Genomic DNA, 18,043 nt, shown 5'->3' on the forward strand with positions numbered 1-18,043 from the left:
GCCTTTCCTATACCAGGCTGTGCTCCCACGGATTCAAAAGTGGGACACCGGTAGCCTTGAAATCATCGGTATTACGCGTAACGACAGTCATGCCGTGTACAAGCGCAGTCGCCGCGATTACTGCGTCACGCTCGGCCTGCGGATCAGGAACATGCAGCCTCGCACACCGCAGGGCGACCGCCTGGTCGAATGCCAGCACCCGGCCCGCGAACTGAGGCAAAACCTGACCGTCGAACCAGGCACGCAAGACCGCCCCTTGGGCGGCATCTTTGCGTTCTTTTTTTGACACGCCGAGTTCGAGTTCGAAAACCGTGATGGCGGAAAGAAACTGCGCGGCGACTGGCTGGGAAGATGCCCAGGCGAGAACGTTTATGTTCGCTCGCTTCGGCACGCGCAGTTCGGAGATAACGTTGGTGTCGAGCAGGAACATCAGGAAAGATCCGCCTCGCGAAAGAGACCACCGGCACGCGGCACCTCGAATTCGACCTCAACCTCGCCGCGTTGTGCGAGCGCATCGGCAAGGGTCGTGATGCCGCCTGCAAGCCTCCGGTATTCCTCGATACTCAAGAGTACATGTGAAGGCTTACCGCGATCCGTAATGAACACCGGACCGCTCAACGACGCCTTCTTTGCCTCACTAGCCGACTGGTTGAACTCGCGGCTGGTCATAGTCAGAACGCTCACGGGACACCTCTACTCTATAATGTAGGGATGTTACTACATTGATGCTGACTGTGCAAGAAAGGCTACCTTTCCTGAACGTGGTTGACCCTTGTGGTGCTTCGAGTCAACGGTGCTGCTGAGGTCTACGCGACTGCATTTCCAGTAGCTAATCGATCTCATGTTCACGAGCGTCGACTTCGAACGGTGCATCGTAATAACCCACCGTAACGAGCTGCTGGAAATACACGGGCAGGAAAGCGGCTATCGAGCCGGCAGTCTCGTACTGATGGACATGCCTGCACTCATGCGTTAACAGTTGTCGCGATTCGTGCCCCTCGACGATGAAAATCGTGTGACCTAGTGTCAGTCCGATTGCGTCTGGTCCCAGTAGCCCTGTGTCGAGTGCGATGGCTCGTAGCGCAGCGTCGTCCGGTAGCGGCATGTGGGGAACAACTAGCACACGGATTCGCTCGGGTTGGGCTACGCCGACCGCTTTCGCATCGGCGACGCCCGATTCCGTCAATGGCGCGCCAGTATTTAAAACTAGCTGGGATTGCGCTTCCGCCCACGCGATCGCTGCAGGAAGATTGGCTGAAAGGACTGTCGCAAGGTCGACCATGTTCTTCACCCCGGATGAATTTGTCTCGATAGAAAGTGTTCGCTACAGCAAACCTTTATTTGACCGCCGCGACGAACTTGTCGAGCATGATGTTACGCCCGCATAGAACGACCGCGACTGCCTTGCCGCGATAGGCAGCAGCACTTCGCAGCATGCTCGCGAGCGCGACGCCGGCCGCGCCTTCGACCATCCAGCGATCGGTCTGCGCAAGGCGTTTCATCGCAGCCTTGATCTCGTCTTCCGAAACCAGCACCGTCCTGTCGATCAAACGCTGCGCAAGCGCGAACGTGATCGCACCAGGCTCGACACCGCCCGCCGTGCCGTCCGAGATCGTATCGGTCTCGTCGACGTCGATCACCTTGCCGGCCTCCAGGCATCGATAGAGCGCCGGTGCGTTGGTTGGCCAGCAACCGACGATATCGGTAGCCGGGCTCGCCTGTTCGAGCGCGGCGCCGATGCCCGAGATCATTCCGCCGCCGCCCACCGATGCGAACACCGCCGCAAGCTGTGAATGTTGCTCCGCGAGTTCGATACCGATCGTGCCTTGTCCGGCGATCACATCGATGTCGTTGTACGGCGGCACGAACGGCAGGCCATCGCGTTGCGCGCGACGCGCGGCTTCGAGTTCGACTTCGAGTGTCGAGGCATCGATTGTCACGACGTTCGCGCCGAGCGCCCGCATTGCTTCGAGCTTTACAGGCGATGCAGCAACCGATGCGTACACAGTGACCGGCACACCGGCGAGCTTGCCGGCCAGTGCCACACCCTGACCGTGATTACCGGTCGACACAGCGGCGATGCCGTTACGACGCAACACGGGATCGAGCAGGCGCAGCTTGTTCGTCGCGCCACGGAACTTGAACGAGCCCGTGTGCTGCAGATGTTCACACTTGAGGTACACGTCGCAGCCGGTCGCGGCGGACAGCAGCGGACTATGCGTGAGCGGCGTCACTGCAACCTGCGGCCGGATCGCGCGATGGGCTTCGACGATGCGCTCGTACAGTTGATCCATGGTCGCTTACCTCGATGCGGCGTACGTCGTCAAAAATTCGGAGACGCGTGCGAGTCCCGCTTCGAGCACCGCACGGCTGTTGGTATAACCGATGCGCACGTAGCCTTCCATATCGAGCGCGCTACCGGGCGTGAACATCACGCCAGTCTTCTCCAGCAACGCAACGCAGAAGTCACGCGACGAAACCGGCAGATCGACGCGCACCAGCGCCGTCGTTCCGGACTTCGGTTTCACATACGAGAGCACGGGTTCTTTAGCGATCCACGCATCGAGCACCGCGAGGTTGGTGCGCAGAATCTCGTGATTACGCTTCAGCAGGGCGGCGCGATTTTCCAGCGCAATCGACGCGAACAGATCGTTGAGCATGCCGACGCTGATCGTGTTGTAGTCGCGGTGAATCTGCACGCGGCCGATCAGTTCGACCGGCGCGACGATCCAGCCTACCCGCAGGCCCGCCAGCGACCACGTCTTCGACATGCTGCCGGTGCTGATGCCCTTTTCGTACAGGTCCGCAACCGATGCGGTGAAGCCGTCACCATGCTGATCGGTGCCGCGATAGACCTCATCGCACAGAATGTACGCGCCGCAGGACCGCGCAATCGCGACGAGCGCTTCGAGGAACGGCCGCTCCATTAGCGAGCCGGTGGGGTTGTTCGGATTGTTGATCGCGATGAGCCGCGTGTCGGGCCGGATCATGCGCTTGAGTTCGTCGAGGTCGGGCAGGAAACCGTTCTCGGGACGCAGTCGCAGAATCTCCACCTGCGCGCCATAGCTCTCCGGAATCGAATAGTGCTGCTGGTACGTGGGCAACACCGAGATGACGTGATCGCCGGGTTCGACGAGCGTTTCGTAGACCAGCGCGTTCGCGCTGATCGCACCGTGTGTGATCAGCACGTTCGGCACGGCTTGCTTCTCATACAACGACGCGACGTTTGAACGGAGCCGCTCGGTACCGTCGATGGCTCCGTAGGTCAGCCTCATCGGCAACACGTCGGCGAGGATCGCATCCTTCTTGCCAGCGAGATCGAGCAGCTCTTCGACAGTCAGCGATTCCACACAGGTTTCGGCCAGATTCAGCTCGCAGTGGTTTTCGTACTGATCCATCCAGCGCTCGACACCGAATTCCCTGATCTTCATGACTTCTGCCTCACCGGTTGGGTACGCGTTTCGTTGCTTGCATATGCCGTCGTACGTAGCTCGCGACGTATAAGCGAACGAGTATAGACGAAAAGTCTCAAATGGACGAATTAGAATAAATCGTGTCGAAGCGGTCGTGGACGGGCCGCGGCAACAGGCACCGGGCAGAAAAGACGGAAGAAGTGCGTAGTCGAACCCGGCGAATTTTCAAGCGAACAGCCACACAGGCCACTCGTATCAAGCCGCCTGCACAGCCTGCCGAAAAACCACCGGCGCAACCCCAAACGCCTCGCGAAACCGGTGACTAAAGTGGCTGGCATTCGCATACCCACACTCCGCAGCAACCTGCACTAGCGGAAGCGCGGTCGTACGCAACAGCGTACGTGCACGTTCCAGACGCTGCTGCGCAATCCACGCATGCGGTGGCAAACCGAACGATGTGCGAAACATCCGCGCAAAGTGAAATTCCGACAAACCGGCCACACCGGCAAGCTCACCGAGCGTAATCGGTTGCGTCAAATGACTATCGATGTAGTCACGCAGCCTGCGGCGTATCGCCACCGACAACCCGCCCTTCAATGCCGCGCCGATCCGGCGCACCCCCTGCGAACGCAGCAACAAACTCAATACTTCGTGTGCTGTTTCGTTGGTCCGCAGCCGCCCGTCCGGATCATCCCACTGCTCGAACACCAGCGACTGACACAAGCTGGCGATACGCGCATCCTCAAAGTAAGTGCGATCGGCAAGCGTCATTTCGCGCGGCTCGCGATCCAGTTCCTGAACGGCGCGCTGCGTGAAATGCTCGGGCAGGAAGTACAGATGGATGAAGTGCATATGGCCGCGCACCCACCAGCGCGATTCGTGATCGCCGGGCAGCGCGCACAGACGGCTCGGCGCGCCGAAGCGGCCCGGCAGCTTCTGGCGCTCGGTGCGGTAGCCGCCGTCCAGATAGCACGACAGCGTGTGATGGCCAGGCTGTTCGTAGACGGTTTCCGCTTCCTCGGTGAGGCGTGTCCATTCGGCGACGGCCAGGTGGTCGCCGAGCCATGCAAAACGTTCGAGCGTTGCGTTGGCGTCGCGCAGCGTATGACATACCGATTGCAGGCCGAACGGGGTATCGGCGGAACCGGCTTGCGGAATGGGCGCTCCGGCAGGCAGCAAAACGGCGTCGGGAGCGGGAGGCGATGAGCGGCGGGACATGATGGGTGAAGTATAGAGCGTGAGCTGTCAGCACTGCCCGCGTCGACGAAAAAGTGCGCAATCCTGGACAAGCGGCCCGACCGCGTGCGGCGCATAGTCGTACTCCGGGATTGTCCGGGGCCTTTTACCGCAAGCCGTCATGAATCTTTCGCTCTACGCGCTGACCGTCCTGATCTGGGGCACCACCTGGATTGCCATCAAGTGGCAGCTTGGCGTCGTGGCGCCGCCGGTGTCGATTGCGTGGCGCTTCTGGCTCGCCGCGGCAGTGCTGTTCGCGCTGCTGCGTGTGATGCGTCGGCCTGTGCTCCCGCCGCGCGAGGCATGGCGCTTTCTCGTCGCGCAGGGCCTCGCGTTGTTCTGCGTGAATTTCCTGTGCTTCTACTACGCGGAGCAGGTCGTGCCGAGCGGTCTCGTAGCGGTCGTGTTTTCCACGGCGCCGCTGTTGAATTCGCTCAATGGCCGGTTGTTCATGGGGCGGCCGCTGCAACCGGCGGCGATCGTCGGCGCGTTGCTCGGCCTTGCCGGTATCGTGTGCCTGTTCCTGCAACAGATGGCCGGCCACATCGGCGACCACGCTACGTGGCTCGGCCTTGGCATCGCGTTTCTCGGCACGCTGTGCTTTTCGGCGGGCAATCTGCTGTCGAGCCGGATGCAGTCGATGGGGTTGCATCCGCTCGTCACCAATAGCTGGGCAATGCTGATCGGTGCCGTCGTGCTGACCGTTGGCAGTGCGCTTGCGGGTCTGCCGTTCACGGTCGAGCCGACTGCGCGCTATCTGGGCGCGCTTGCATATCTCGCGGTGCCGGGTTCGGTGATTGGTTTCACTGCGTATCTGACGCTCGTCGGGCGGATCGGGCCGGAGCGCGCGGCATACTGCACCGTGTTGTTTCCGATCGTTGCGCTTGCGGTATCGACGGTATTCGAGGGCTACCAGTGGTCGGCGCTCGCCGTGCTCGGTCTCGTGCTCGTCGTTGCCGGCAACCTCGTTGCATTTAATCTGACGCGGCGGTTCTTTGCGCGGCCGGCTGTGTCACGGTAGATCGCAGGCCACGTGAATCTGCGCGCAGTAGCGTGGCCGGACGCCAAAGGTGAGAAGGTTCGGGAGTTGTGCGTATGGAGGTCTAGCTACGGATCTCCGCGCGCAAGCTCACGCGATTACCGCGCGGCATTCCGCTTGCTCGCCGTAGTCGCCGTAGCCGTGCCGGCCACCATCGCAGCGATCGCATAGGTCGTAAAACCCACCGCGCCCACCACCCACAACGCCACCGAAAGATGCGGCGCGAGAATCGTCGCAGCCCCCGCGATCGCGACGCCGAACAGACTGCCCGACTGACGCAACGCGTTGAGCAGACCCGACGCCACACCGGCCAGTTCAGCGGGCACCTGTTCGAGTACGGTCGAGATCATCGGTGCAACTGACAGCGCCGTGCCCATACCGAAGGCGACCATCGTGCCGTACACCAGCAGCCACGGCGCGTGCGCCTCGAGCAGTGCGGCCATCGCGGGGACAGCACACGCGGCGAGTCCAAGGCCGCTCGCCATCAGTTGAGTCGCGCTGAAACGACCATGCAGCTTGCCCGACAGCAGGTTGCCGAGCGACAGGCTTGCTGCGAGCGGCAGCAACGTAAGCCCGGTCTGCCGCGCATTGAGCCCGAGCTCGCCATGCAGATACAGACTCAGCACGAACAGCAACCCGAAGTAGCCGATATAGACGAGCGTGCCGGCCAGGTTCATCGCGACGAACACGCGATTGCGGAACCAGCGCACCGGCACCATGGGATCGTGCGCGCGCCGTTCGACGGCGATCAGCGTCAGTGCGGCAAGCCCCGCGACGAGTGCCGCCACCCAGACTTCGCGTGACGCGGGGCCGCGGGTCGGCAGCTCGATGGCGGCGTAGCAGAGTGCACCGAGCGCGACCATGCTCGCGAGCTGACCGCCCCAGTCGAAGCGTCGCGCGCGGCTGCGTGTGGCACTTCGCACGACGATCCACGCGCCCGCAAGCGCGGCGAGGCCGGTCGGTACATTGATCAGAAACGCGCTGCGCCAGCCGAAGCCGTCCACCAGCACGCCACCCGCGACCGGTCCAATCGACGCCGCCACCGATGCAATGCCGGCCCACATCGCAATCGCGCGGGCCCGTTCGCGTGGGTCTTCGAACGTGCTGCGCACGATTGCCAGCGATGCCGGCAGGAACAGCGCGGCGCCCATGCCTTGCACGAAGCGCGCGACGATCAGCGGGCCGACCGTCGGCGCCAGTCCGCACGCCGCGGATGCTCCGACGAACAGCGCCAGGCCCCACAGGTAGACGGTTTTCGCGCCGAAGCGATCGGAGGCGAGACCGCCGGCGAGGATCAGCGCGGCAAAGCTCAGCGTGTACGCATCGACGATCCACGCGAGCCCGCCGACGCTCGCGTGCAGATCGGCGCGCAGTGCGGGCAGTGCGACGTTGACGATTGTCGTGTCGAGCACCGCCATGAACATGCCGCTCGCGACGAGTGCGAGCGTCAGGCGGCGCTGGTTGGCGATGCGGCGTGCCGCGGCGTCGTCGGTCGACGTCGTAGCAGGAGACAGCGGGGCAAGTGCGCAATCGGCCATGGCGGGTTCCTGATTCATAGCCTGCAGTCTACAAACGTTCTGCGATGCAATAAAGCAGTGATTTCGCAGGTATATGATGCAGAATTGCATCATCGGGCGAGGGTACGTCGGGACGTGCAAGACCCCGCGCAAGGAGGCGGAAGACGATGAACTGGGACAACGCACGCTATTTTCTGGCCGTAGCGCGGGTGGGCACGCTGCGCGGCGCGGCGGCGCGCCTGAGCGTCGATCAGGCGACGGTCGGCAGGCGCATTGCCGCGCTCGAAGAAACGCTGGCCGCGCGGCTCTTCCTGCGCACGCCGACGTTATACGTGCTGACGCCGGCGGGCGAGGCGTTGCTGGAACCGGCCGAATCGATGGAGCAGGCTGCGTTGCAGATCGAGCGTCGCGTCGCGGGGCTCGACGACCAGCTGTCCGGCACGATCCGCGTCGCGACGACCGATTCGCTGGCGAAGCGCTTCGTCATTCCCGCCATCGCGCGGGTACGCAAGGAGCATCCAGGCATCGACATCGTCTGTCTGACTTCGCCGGCCATCGCCAACCTGACGCGACGCGAGGCCGATCTCGCGATCCGCACGCTGCGGCCCGACGCGCCGGACCTGATCGCGCGGCGGCTGGCCCAGCTCGAAGCGGGTCTCTACGCGTCGCATTCGTATGTGGCGGCGCGTGGCGAGCCGCGTGAAGGCGAAGCGTTCGAAGGACACGACCTCGTGATGTACGAGCAGCCAGTCGTGCCGTCGATGTGGGACGCGCTATGCGGCGAGCCGACGACGCGGGGGCGCGTGGTGTTTCAGACCTCGTCGACGATGATGCTGTTCGAGGCCGCCTGCGCCGGGCTCGGTGTGACCGAGTTGCCGTGCTTTCGTGCCGACCACGAGCCGCAGCTGGTGCGCGTGATGCCGCAGCGCACCGATCGCTTCGATGCGTGGCTCGTCGCGCATGCCGACCTGTATAAGACCGCGCGGATGCAGGCGTTGATCGCGGCCGTGACCGACGAGTTTGCTTCGCTCGCGCATTGAGTGCGGACGGTGTGCGTTCTGCGTCAACGCGAGGCGATCTTGAGCGGACCCGGTCGATCTCCGCGCATATCGCTAACGGGCCATTGCGGGACGGTGTATTGAGCGTTTCGCTTTAACGGCTGCCAGGGTGACGCGCTTGCGCAGCAAGCACATCGTCCGCGCTACGGCCGACGAGTTCGCGATAAAGAGTCGGCGCGGTTGCTCCTTCGGTGTTGATCAGCAACACACGTGAAGCTGCATCGAGTGCCGCACGTTCGCGCCACTCGACGTGATTCGCAAGCGCGATCAGGCCCGCGAGTCCCGCCACGCCCGATTCACCGCCGACAATCGGTACATCCCGCGGCCCGCCTGCAGCGATGAGCCGCATCGCATCGATGGCTTCGTCGTCATCGACTGTCATGAATCCGTCCACCGACGGCGCCAGAAAACGCCACGCCAACGGCGAAGTCGCACCGCACGCAAGCCCGGCCATCACCGAATCGACCGAACCGGTCGCGAGCGCCGCGCGCTGCGCGAGCGCGCTTTGCAGCAGGCAGTCGGCTTGCTGCGGCTCGACGACGATAAACGTCGGTCGCTGCGCGCCCCACATCTCCGCAAAATAACTGACGATGCCGGCGGCGAGCCCACCCACGCCACCTTGCAACAGTACGTGCGTAAACGGACAGACGGTTGCGTGCGACGCGCCGCCGGCCTGTTCGATCGCTTCGGCGGCGATCGTGCCGTAGCCCTGCATCACATCGCGTGGAATCTCTTCGTAGCCGTCCCACGACGTGTCCGACACGACATGCCAGCCATGTTCCTCGGCAAGACGCGCAGCCTCGACCACCGACGCATCGTAATTGCCGTCGATGCGAATCACGCGTGCACCGAACGCCGCAATCGATGCAGCCCGCTCGTCGCTCACGTGCCGATGAATCACGATCACGCACCGGCAGCCGATGCTTTGCGCAGCGGCAGCCAGCGCGCGGCCATGATTGCCGTCGGTGGCGCTGACGACAGTGAAGCTGCTGAGCGCCTCCGCGTGGCGCCCGGCGAACAGATCCGCCGCTTTCCATCCCTGTGCGGCAAACTGCCTGATGATCAACCGCACCAGTGCGATCGGTGCGCCGAGCACCTTGAAGCTGCCAGCCGACGCGCGCTTCGATTCATCCTTGAGCGCAAGCTGCGCGATGCCGAGGCGCGCGGCGAGATCGGGTAGCGACCACAGCGGAGTCGGTCCGGACGCAAGCATCGGCCAGTGCGCGAGCCAGCGACGGCTTTCTTCGGCGCGCTCGATACTCATGATCTGCCGCAGCGCTGCGTCATAGGTGTCGCGCACGGCTTGCGGGTTGGTGATGAACGTCGTCATATCGTCTTGTACAGGTGGTTTCGATTTACTGTGCGAGGCGCGGCAATCGCAGGCGCGCAATTTCCGCGAAGTAGCGCGCGCCGGTTACCAGCACATCGTCGTTGAAGTCGTAGTGCGCGTTGTGCAGCGGCGTGCTACCGCGGCCATCGCCACTACCATCGCCGTTGCCGATAAACGCAAAGGCACCCGGCACGACACGCAGGAAGGCGCCGAAGTCTTCGGAGATCATCATCGGCTGGATGTTCGCCTCGACACGCTCCGCTCCGACGATGCGTGTCGCCGCTTCGACGACGGTCGGCACACAGCTTTCCCAGTTCACCGTCGGCGCGAACTCGTGCGTGTACTCGAACGTGCATTGCGCGCCGTTTAACGCGCACAATCCCTCGCTGATTTCACGCATGCGTTTTTCGAGCAGCGCCTGCACCTCCGGCGTATAGCTGCGCGTATCGCCCTTGATGATCACGTTGCCCGGAATCGCATTGCGGATGCCGTCGGTGAGAATCTCGGTGCACGAGATCACGGCGGGCACGCCTGGGTCGAGCGTGCGCGACACGATGGTTTGCAACGCGAGCACGATCTGCGCGGCAATCACGATCGGATCGACACCCATGTGCGGCCGCGCCGCGTGCGTGCCGCGCCCCTTCACGTGGATCGTGAAGTTGTCTTCGCTGGCCATGATGCCGCCCACGCGCGTGGCGATGTGTCCTGCCGGCATGCCAGGCATGTTGTGCACGCCGTAGATCTCGTCGACGGGAAAACGCTCGAACAGGCCATCGTCGATCATTGCTTTCGCGCCGCGGCCATGTTCTTCCGCCGGCTGGAAGATGAAGCGCACGGTGCCGTCGAAGTCGCGCCGCTCGCACAGCAGTTGTGCGGCGCCGAGAATCATCGTCATGTGACCGTCGTGTCCGCACGCGTGCGACTTACCGGCGATCTGCGATGCGTAGGGGCGGGCGGTTGCATCCTCGGCGATGTTCAGCGCGTCCATCTCGGCACGCAAACCGATTACGCCGCGGCCGCTACCGAGTGTCAGACTCGCGACCAGCCCTGTTTTACCGATGCCGCGATGCACTTCCATGCCGAGTTCGCTTAACACCTGCGTGACGAAGTCCGACGTGTGCGCTTCCTCGAAGCCGGTTTCCGGATGACGGTGCAGGCCGTGACGCCATTGCGTCAGTTGCTGCTCGAACGAGGTTGCAGTGCTCATGACGACGACTCCGGAAAAGGAATGGTGCAACGAGTATAAAAGCGGTCCATGAGACGTTTTCCCAGCAAATACCAGCTCAATGAGAAAACTTTGCACAGTTGCATGCGACGATGGAAAATCCGCTCATCGGATTACACGGACTAGAGGCTGCGATGACGCTCGATCGTCTCGATGTGCAGATACTGAACCTGCTGCAGGAGGACGCATCGATGCCGCTGCGCGCGCTGGCGGAGCGTGTGCATAGCTCGGTGGCGACATGCCAGCGGCGTATCAACCAGTTGAAGGCAGACGGCGTACTGATCCGGCAGGTCGCGATCGTCGACCGCATGCGCGTGGGCCGTGCGCTAACCGCGTTTGTCTCCGTCGAACTCGATCGGCAGAACAACGCACTGCTGCGCGCATTCGAAAAGAGAATGGCCGCGGAAGCCGACGTGATGGCCTGCTACGAAGTATCCGGAGAATTCGATTTCATGCTGATCGTCAATTCGACATCGATGGATGCTTATCACGCGTTTACGCGACGCGTTTTCTCGTCGAACAACAACGTGCGCAATTTCAAAAGCAACTTTGCGATGAACTGCTCGAAATTCGAAACGAAGATCGCACTCGACGAACCGTCCGACTAATGCGCCGAATGGACGACTACCCGCGATCGGTATATAACACCATCACGTATCCATTCAACGCAGCCTGGAAGGAGAGCCGTACCATCATGACGCGCGATGTCCCAGACAAGCAGGAAGCGGGCGAACGTCCCGATCTCGAACATCTCGATGCGGCAGTCACTCATATCGACAAACTGGTTTCGTCCGGCAGCATCGCGACGAGCGCCGCGAAGGGTCTTCTGTATGGCCTGATCGAAAGCCTGGGCACGCTGGTCGGCGACCCCGACCTGCCCGAGCATGCACGCTCCGGTTACGAAGATCTGCTCGAATCCGCACGCGAACTGCGCACGAAGCTTTAACGCCGGAGCTTCATGCAGGCGGTGCGTAGACCGCCTGCTATCAGCGACGACGCAGCAGCTTACTCGCTCTCGTCGTCGGCGAGCAGCGCTGCCTTTAGCGCCGCCGGCGCAGACGTGATCTGCAATTGCGGCGTGCCGTGCCATTGCGCGCAGCGCTGCAATGCGCGTTTGAGATCTGCTATCAAGCGACCGCTTTCACGCACGCCTTCCTCGAGATGCACCGACTTCAGTTCGAACACGCCGCTCGCGCGATGCGCCTTCGCATCGACCCGCCCGACCAGCTTGCCGCGGCTTAGCAGCGGCAGCACGAAATAACCGTACTTGCGCTTCTCAGCAGGCGTATAGCACTCGATCACATAGTCGAAATCGAACAACGCGGCCGCCCGCTTGCGGTCCCACACAACCGGATCGAATGGCGACAGCACGGTCGTCACCGTCGACGCGAGGCGCCCACTAGTTGCGTCGTCGATGAGCGGCGCCAGCTCGCGATGTACGAACGTATCCTGCTTCCATCCGTCGACGCGCACCGGCAGCAACTCGCCCGCATCCGCGAGCGCGTGCAGCGCATCGGTGTACGGACGACGCGGCAAGCGGTAGTAATCGGCGACCCAGTCGGCGCGAACCACGCCCAGCGAGCGACAACTGCGGTTCAGCAGTGTTTGCTCGACGACGTCGACGGGCTGAAGATGGAGTGCGTCGTCCCAGCCAGGCAGCACACGCTCGGTGAGGTCGTAGACGCGCTGGAAATTGCGCCGCTCCGCGACCATCAGGTGGCCGATCGCGAACAGCACTTCGAGATGCCGCTTCTCGGGCTTCCAGTCCCACCAGCCGCTGCCTGTGCCGCCCTCGCGCGCGAAATCGGCGGAACGTACCGGGCCAGTTGCGCGGATGTGCTCAAGCAGCTTGGCGATATCGCGCCGATACTTCTTGTGCCAGTCAGCGGCGTATTTCCAGCCCATCCCGGACGGATCGAGCATCCGGTGACGTAGCAGACCGTAGTCCTCGATCGGCACGAAACACGCTTCATGCGACCAGTATTCGAACAGGCTGCCTTCAGCGAGATGTTCGTCGAGCCACTGCGGCAGATACGGCCCGAGCCGGCTGAACAGCACGAGGTAGGGGCTGCGCGCGACGACGTGAATCGTGTCGATCTGCAGTTGCGCCATCTGCCGGATCGCGGCGAGTACGTCGGGCTTGGTCGCCTTGCGGCGCGGCGGCGTTAGCAGGCCCTGGGCGGCGAGATGTAGCGTGCGGGCGGCGGAGAGAGGAAGAGTGTTCACGCGGGCGATCGGTGGTTGACGGATGCGGCGGCGCCGGCGGTGGGCCGGTTGCCGTGCGGGACAAGCGTTACTTTAGCGTGAACGGCGCGTATGCGATGGGCCACGTGCGACTGGATCGCCACGCGTTCGCGCAGACGTCGTGCTCACGAACGAAGGTCCCGCATCAATTGCTCGGCGAGGAAATCGCAGGGCGGGCGTGCCGACCGCGCGCTCCGCGCAAGGACGATTTCGACATCCTCCAGAGGCGGCAAACCTTCGGCTTCGCCCAGATGAAGCAGGTGCGGCGGCACGCTGCATTTGGGGAGCGGAGCAATGGCGAGCCCGGCTTCGACCACCGAGAGCAGTCCGAGCAGACTCGGACTCTCCGACGACATCCAGTACTCGATGCGCGCTTTCTCGAGCGCGCGAATGGCATGCGCGCGTGCCGTGCTGCCGTGCTCGAACACGGCCAGCGGAAGCGGGCGGTCCGTCCACACCGAGCGAAAACCGCGGGCCGCGGCCCACACCATCGGTTCATTGCGGATCTTCTCGCACACGATGCCTTTCGGTCGTGTGAAGCATGCGAGGTCAAGTGTGTTGTCCTTCAGCAAGGGCACGAGCGCGGTGGTTTGCATCCCGATCACGCGAATCTCCACGCGCGGATGCGCCACCGCGAAGCGACGCAGCACCGGCGGCAGCAATGACGAAGCGTAGTCGTCGGGTACGCCGATCGTCACGCTGCCGCGCACCTCCGGCCGCACCACCGTCGCCCATGCTTCCGCACGCATCGCAAGCATCTTGCGGCCGTATTCGACCAGCACGCTGCCGTCGTGCGTGAGCGTGACGTTGCGCGTGGTTCGCGTGAAGATCGGCTTACCCAATGCGTCTTCGAGCGTTTTGACCTGCTGGCTGACAGCCGAGGACGAACGATGGATGAGCTCGGCAGCGCGGGCAAACGAGCCCACGTCGGCGACTGTCACCACCATCTCCAGCACGTCGAGATCGAGTTTCTTCATGTTAAAAAGAAAATCTTAATAATTTGTTAAGTTTATCCCGTTTTGCTAACTCTTCAAGCTGTTGGATACTGAGGTCTCGCGGAGGCGCGCGCGAAGATACGAAGACACGAGGAACGACGCAGATGGGCAACTTGCAGGGCAGCTTCACTAGCGAGTCTGGACGTAGCGAGCTCACGCCAACGGGTGTGCTGCGTGTCGGCGTGGTGTATGCGCCCGAGCCGTCGGCATTCTTCGCGCTTCGAACCGTGGACGGCGCTCTGCATGGCGTGACGGTCGACCTGGCAAACGAGTTCGCGAGGAGGCTGAACGTACCGGGCGAAGTGCTCGGTTTCTCCGGTTCCGGCCAGCTCGTCGATGCCCTCGAGCAAGGGCAACTCGACGTCGCATTTATGCCGGTCGACGATGAGCGCAGGAAGCACGTGAATTTTGGACCGGAATACTACGTCGTCGAGAGCACCTGCCTCGTGCGCGATGCAGCCGTCGTGCCCGACTTCGCGGCGCTCGACGATGCCCGGATGACGGTTGTCGGCCTCGCTGAAACCACCACCATCCGGGCCGCGCAAAAGGCGTTGCCCGCGGCGCAGTTCAAGGCAGTGAGTTCGGTCAGCGCGGCCCTCGAGTTGTTGAAGGCGGGCGACGCCGACGCCGTTGCTCTCTCACGCGATGTGCTCGAGCGCTACCAGACACGCTTTCCAGGTTCCAGGGTGCTCGATGGTGCTTTCCATGCGATCAAGGTAGCCATCGCTGTGCCGAAAGGGAAGCCTGTCGCGCTGGACGCAGCCAGCCATTTCCTCGAGCAGGCGAAGTCGTCCGGGTTTGTAGAGGCCGCATTCAGGCGCGCCGGAGTATAAGCACCGATATTCGACGGTTGCGGCACGACCTCATCGCCGTCGAAGCAAGCGCTGCATCCAGATTTTCGATAAACCGATAAACATCAAACACTCGTAACAAGCGGAGTCAGACATGCCGAGCATCGCTAACAGGGTCAACGAAATCCGTCCGTCACCGACGATCGCAATGAACGTGCGAGCCGCCGAACTCACGCGCGCCGGACGAGACATCGTGCCTTTTAGCCTCGGCGAGCCCGACTTCCACACCGCTGAAAACATCAAGGCTGCCGGTATCGCGGCCATCAACGGCAACTTCACGAAGTACACGGCAGCGGATGGCTTCGGTCCGCTGAAGAAAGCGGTGGCGAACAAGCTGCTGCGCGAGAACCACGCGCAGTACGAGCCGGGTCAGATCGTCATCGGTTCCGGTGCCAAGGTCATCTTGCTGGCCGCCATCATGTGCACCGTCAACCCCGGCGACGAAGTCATCATCCCCGCGCCGTACTGGGTCACCTATCCGGACCATGTGCAGATCGCCGGTGGTACGCCTGTCTTTGTAGCGTCCGACGCGGCATCGGGCTTCAAGCTCACGCCCGAAAAACTCGCGGCCGCGCTGACCAGACGTACCCGCGCGCTCATCTTCAACTCGCCGACGAATCCGAGCGGCGCGATCTACACACGCGAGGAAATTCAGGCGCTCGGTGCGGTGCTGAAGGACTATCCGGACGTCTGGATCATCACGGACGAACTGTACGAGCATCTCTACTACGACGAGCAGCGCACAGTCACTTTTGTCGAAGCCATGCCGAAACTCGCGGGGCAGATCATCACGATCAATGGTTTCTCGAAAGGCTATGCGATGACAGGCTGGCGCCTGGGATTCGCGGCCGGGCCGCAGCAGGTGATGAAGTCGATTGGCGATCTTTTGAGCACGATAACCGGCTCGCCCAACAGCGTGGCCCAGGCGGCGGCCATCGAAGCGCTCGAAGGCGATCAGTCGCACATCGAGCGCAACCGCAAGACGTTCCAGGAGCGCCGCGACTTCGCGTTGCAACGCCTCGCGCAGATCCCCGGTCTGAAGGCGATCAAGCCTGCCGGTACGTTCTATGTGCTGGTCGATTGCGCAGGATGGATCGGGAGGGTAACGCGTGGCGGCCGTGTGTTGACGAGCGACGTGGCGGTCGTCGAGGCACTGCTCGAAGAGGCCGATGTCGCTACGGTGCCGGGTGAGGTATTCGGAGCGGGGCCCTTCATCCGCATGTCCATCGCGCTTGGACACGAGACAATCGGCAAGGGAATGGACCGCATTGCCGATTTCGCGGAACGGCTGAAGTAAAGTTGTTGCTGCACACCGACCGGCCCTCGCATCGTCGTGCGAGGCCGGCTGGTGTGCCAGGCTACCAAAGCGCTGTTATGCGCCGAGGGCAACCGCCTCGCCGGAAGTGGCGGCGAGCATCTGGTGAATCTGCGACACGACCGCAGCACCTTCGCCGACAGCCGCTGCCACGCGTTTGGTCGATCCAGCACGCGCATCGCCAATCGCGAACACGCCCTCGACGCTAGTACCGAGCCCGCACACCGGATTGACACCGTCGATGCCGGTCAGCACAAAACCTTTCTGATCGAGCTGCACGCCGCAGGTGCGTAGCCAGTCGGTATTCGGATCGGCGCCGGTGAAGAGGAACAGATGCCGCGTGTCGAAATGGTCGGTGCCGTCCGCGAGCGGCTTCTTGAGCCCCACCGTCGTCATACCGCTGTCGTCGCCGTCGATCCGCGCGATTTCCGAATGCGGATGAACGATCACGTTCGGCAGCGACTTGATGCGATCGATCAGATAGCGCGACATCGTCGCTTCGAACCCGCTGCGGCGAATCAGCACGTGCACGCGTGCCGCGTGCGTCGCGAGATAGACGATTGCCTGCCCCGCCGAGTTGCCGCCGCCCACCAGCACGATCTCCTCGTGCTTGCACAGCTTCGCTTCAACCGGCGATGCCCAGTAGTACACCCCGCGTCCATCAAAACGCTCGAGCCCTTCGATCTCGGGCCGCCGGTAAACCGCGCCGCTCGCAATCACGATCGCATGCGCGGTGATGCTGCCGCCGCACTTCAGCTCGAGACGATGCGGCATTTCCTCGCAATGCAGCGTCTTCACTCTGACCGGAATCGCGACGTGCGCGCCGAACTTCTGCGCCTGCACGAACGCACGGCCCGCGAGCGCCTGACCTGTGATGCCAGTCGGAAAGCCGAGGTAGTTTTCGATCCGCGAACTGGCGCCGGCCTGGCCGCCAGGTGCGCGGCTATCGAGCACGATCACCGACAGTCCTTCCGAGGCTGCATAAACGGCTGTCGCGAGCCCGGCAGGTCCAGCGCCGACAATCGCGACATCGTACACATGCGAGTTGTCGAGATCGGGCAGCAGGCCGAGGCATGTCGCGAGTTCGGGATCGCTCGGTCGACGCAGCACCGAGCCATCCGGGCAGATGACGAGCGGCAGGTCTTCAAGGCGCGCTGCGTACTGTTCGATCAGACCCAGCGCGTCTTCGTCGCTTTCGTCGATGACCGAATGCGGATGACCGTTGCGCGACAGGAAGCCTTGCAGCGCGACGAGCCGCGAGTCGTTGCGCTTGCCGACCAGAATCGGGCCGCCCGCGCCTTTTTCGATCAGCGACACGCGGCGCAGGATCAGCGCGCGCATGATGCGCTCGCCCAGGTCGGCCTCGGCGATGATCAGTGCGCGCAGCCGCTCCGGTGCGATCAACAGGCAATCGACCGGTTCGAGCGCAACGCCGTTGACGAGCGCCGGCCGCCCGGACAACTGGCCGACTTCGGCCATGAAGTCGCCGCGAGTGTGCTCGGTGATGATGTGCTCGCGCCCGAGCCCATCGCGCTGATAAACCTTGACCGCGCCTGACAGCATCACGAACATGCCGGGACCGGGCAAACCGGTTTCGAACAGCAGGTCGCCCGACTGCCAGTGATGCAGTTCGCCGAAGCGGCGCATGCGCTCGATCTCTTCGGCGGTGAGCTTCGGGAACATCTGGTGACGCCGCGTGGACAGCGTCGAGAACGGCGCGTCGGCGACGACGTCCGGTTGCACTTCTACTGCCTGAATCGACCCCATCGAATGACTCCTTCACCTTCCGCGCGCCGTGAGGGACGGCCGCGGCAGTAGTA

Annotated in this window: 18 protein-coding genes; 6 read left to right on the forward strand and 12 right to left on the reverse strand. The window is 63.0% G+C overall.

What is annotated here, in order from left to right:
* Positions 1–7: 7 nt before the first annotated feature.
* From FNZ07_RS05495 to FNZ07_RS05520, 6 genes are all read right to left on the reverse strand, one after another.
* Positions 8–433, reverse strand: coding sequence for a type II toxin-antitoxin system VapC family toxin (locus FNZ07_RS05495; RefSeq protein WP_091012249.1), 426 nt, complete (start codon positions 431–433; stop codon positions 8–10).
* Positions 430–684 (reverse strand): type II toxin-antitoxin system prevent-host-death family antitoxin, encoded by a 255-nt coding sequence (locus tag FNZ07_RS05500; RefSeq protein WP_091012252.1) that lies wholly within the window; start codon positions 682–684, stop codon positions 430–432. The genes FNZ07_RS05495 and FNZ07_RS05500 overlap by 4 nt, the downstream gene beginning before the upstream one ends.
* A 145-nt stretch (positions 685–829) precedes the next feature.
* Positions 830–1,282, reverse strand: a complete 453-nt coding sequence (locus FNZ07_RS05505) for a hypothetical protein (protein ID WP_091012254.1) — start codon at positions 1,280–1,282, stop codon at positions 830–832.
* 55 nt (positions 1,283–1,337) lie between these two features.
* A complete protein-coding gene (locus FNZ07_RS05510) occupies positions 1,338–2,294 on the reverse strand; it encodes a threonine/serine dehydratase (RefSeq protein ID WP_091012256.1) in 957 nt (318 codons plus the stop codon).
* Positions 2,295–2,300: 6 nt separating this feature from the next.
* On the reverse strand, positions 2,301–3,431 hold the full coding sequence (locus FNZ07_RS05515; RefSeq protein ID WP_091012258.1) for an aminotransferase: 1,131 nt from the start codon (positions 3,429–3,431) through the stop codon (positions 2,301–2,303).
* Between the two features lie 237 nt (positions 3,432–3,668).
* Positions 3,669–4,631, reverse strand: coding sequence for a helix-turn-helix domain-containing protein (locus tag FNZ07_RS05520; protein WP_091012261.1), 963 nt, complete (start codon positions 4,629–4,631; stop codon positions 3,669–3,671).
* A gap of 139 nt (positions 4,632–4,770) precedes the next feature.
* On the opposite strand from FNZ07_RS05520, the gene FNZ07_RS05525 reads away from it, so the two are divergent.
* Positions 4,771–5,670 (forward strand): DMT family transporter, encoded by a 900-nt coding sequence (locus FNZ07_RS05525; RefSeq protein ID WP_091012263.1) that lies wholly within the window; start codon positions 4,771–4,773, stop codon positions 5,668–5,670.
* Positions 5,671–5,786: 116 nt separating this feature from the next.
* On the opposite strand, the gene FNZ07_RS05530 is transcribed toward FNZ07_RS05525, so the two are convergent.
* The gene (locus FNZ07_RS05530; protein ID WP_091012266.1) at positions 5,787–7,226 is read right to left on the reverse strand and encodes an MFS transporter; all 1,440 of its coding nucleotides are present in this window, start codon (positions 7,224–7,226) and stop codon (positions 5,787–5,789) included.
* 146 nt (positions 7,227–7,372) lie between these two features.
* Between FNZ07_RS05530 and FNZ07_RS05535 the strand changes: the two genes are divergently transcribed.
* On the forward strand, positions 7,373–8,245 hold the full coding sequence (locus FNZ07_RS05535; protein WP_091012268.1) for a LysR family transcriptional regulator: 873 nt from the start codon (positions 7,373–7,375) through the stop codon (positions 8,243–8,245).
* Between the two features lie 112 nt (positions 8,246–8,357).
* Here FNZ07_RS05535 and FNZ07_RS05540 read toward each other — a convergent pair whose 3' ends face one another.
* On the reverse strand, positions 8,358–9,593 hold the full coding sequence (locus FNZ07_RS05540) for a diaminopropionate ammonia-lyase (protein ID WP_091012270.1): 1,236 nt from the start codon (positions 9,591–9,593) through the stop codon (positions 8,358–8,360).
* Positions 9,594–9,618: 25 nt separating this feature from the next.
* Positions 9,619–10,800, reverse strand: coding sequence for a M20 aminoacylase family protein (locus tag FNZ07_RS05545; protein ID WP_091012273.1), 1,182 nt, complete (start codon positions 10,798–10,800; stop codon positions 9,619–9,621).
* A 152-nt stretch (positions 10,801–10,952) separates the two neighbouring features.
* Between FNZ07_RS05545 and FNZ07_RS05550 the strand changes: the two genes are divergently transcribed.
* The gene (locus FNZ07_RS05550; protein WP_091012851.1) at positions 10,953–11,426 is read left to right on the forward strand and encodes an Lrp/AsnC family transcriptional regulator; all 474 of its coding nucleotides are present in this window, start codon (positions 10,953–10,955) and stop codon (positions 11,424–11,426) included.
* Between the two features lie 86 nt (positions 11,427–11,512).
* Positions 11,513–11,764 carry a hypothetical protein gene (locus FNZ07_RS05555; protein WP_091012854.1) on the forward strand — a complete coding sequence of 84 codons (252 nt, stop codon included), beginning with the start codon at positions 11,513–11,515 and terminating at the stop codon, positions 11,762–11,764.
* 59 nt (positions 11,765–11,823) lie between these two features.
* Here the strand turns inward: FNZ07_RS05555 and FNZ07_RS05560 are convergent, their stop codons facing one another.
* Positions 11,824–13,044 carry a winged helix-turn-helix domain-containing protein gene (locus FNZ07_RS05560; RefSeq protein WP_091012275.1) on the reverse strand — a complete coding sequence of 407 codons (1,221 nt, stop codon included), beginning with the start codon at positions 13,042–13,044 and terminating at the stop codon, positions 11,824–11,826.
* Between the two features lie 143 nt (positions 13,045–13,187).
* The gene (locus FNZ07_RS05565) at positions 13,188–14,039 is read right to left on the reverse strand and encodes a LysR substrate-binding domain-containing protein (RefSeq protein ID WP_091012278.1); all 852 of its coding nucleotides are present in this window, start codon (positions 14,037–14,039) and stop codon (positions 13,188–13,190) included.
* 122 nt (positions 14,040–14,161) lie between these two features.
* Here FNZ07_RS05565 and FNZ07_RS05570 point away from each other — a divergent pair, with 122 nt between their 5' ends.
* Both FNZ07_RS05570 and FNZ07_RS05575 read left to right on the forward strand, forming a co-directional pair.
* The gene (locus tag FNZ07_RS05570) at positions 14,162–14,890 is read left to right on the forward strand and encodes a transporter substrate-binding domain-containing protein (RefSeq protein WP_091012280.1); all 729 of its coding nucleotides are present in this window, start codon (positions 14,162–14,164) and stop codon (positions 14,888–14,890) included.
* A gap of 112 nt (positions 14,891–15,002) precedes the next feature.
* Complete coding sequence (locus FNZ07_RS05575; RefSeq protein WP_091012282.1) at positions 15,003–16,205, forward strand: pyridoxal phosphate-dependent aminotransferase; 1,203 nt, start codon at positions 15,003–15,005, stop codon at positions 16,203–16,205.
* 75 nt (positions 16,206–16,280) lie between these two features.
* On the opposite strand, the gene FNZ07_RS05580 is transcribed toward FNZ07_RS05575, so the two are convergent.
* On the reverse strand, positions 16,281–17,990 hold the full coding sequence (locus FNZ07_RS05580; RefSeq protein WP_091012284.1) for an FAD-dependent oxidoreductase: 1,710 nt from the start codon (positions 17,988–17,990) through the stop codon (positions 16,281–16,283).
* Positions 17,991–18,043 lie beyond the last annotated feature (53 nt).

The organism is Paraburkholderia megapolitana (assembly GCF_007556815.1).
In the GTDB taxonomy this organism is placed as follows: Bacteria; Pseudomonadota; Gammaproteobacteria; order Burkholderiales; family Burkholderiaceae; genus Paraburkholderia; species Paraburkholderia megapolitana.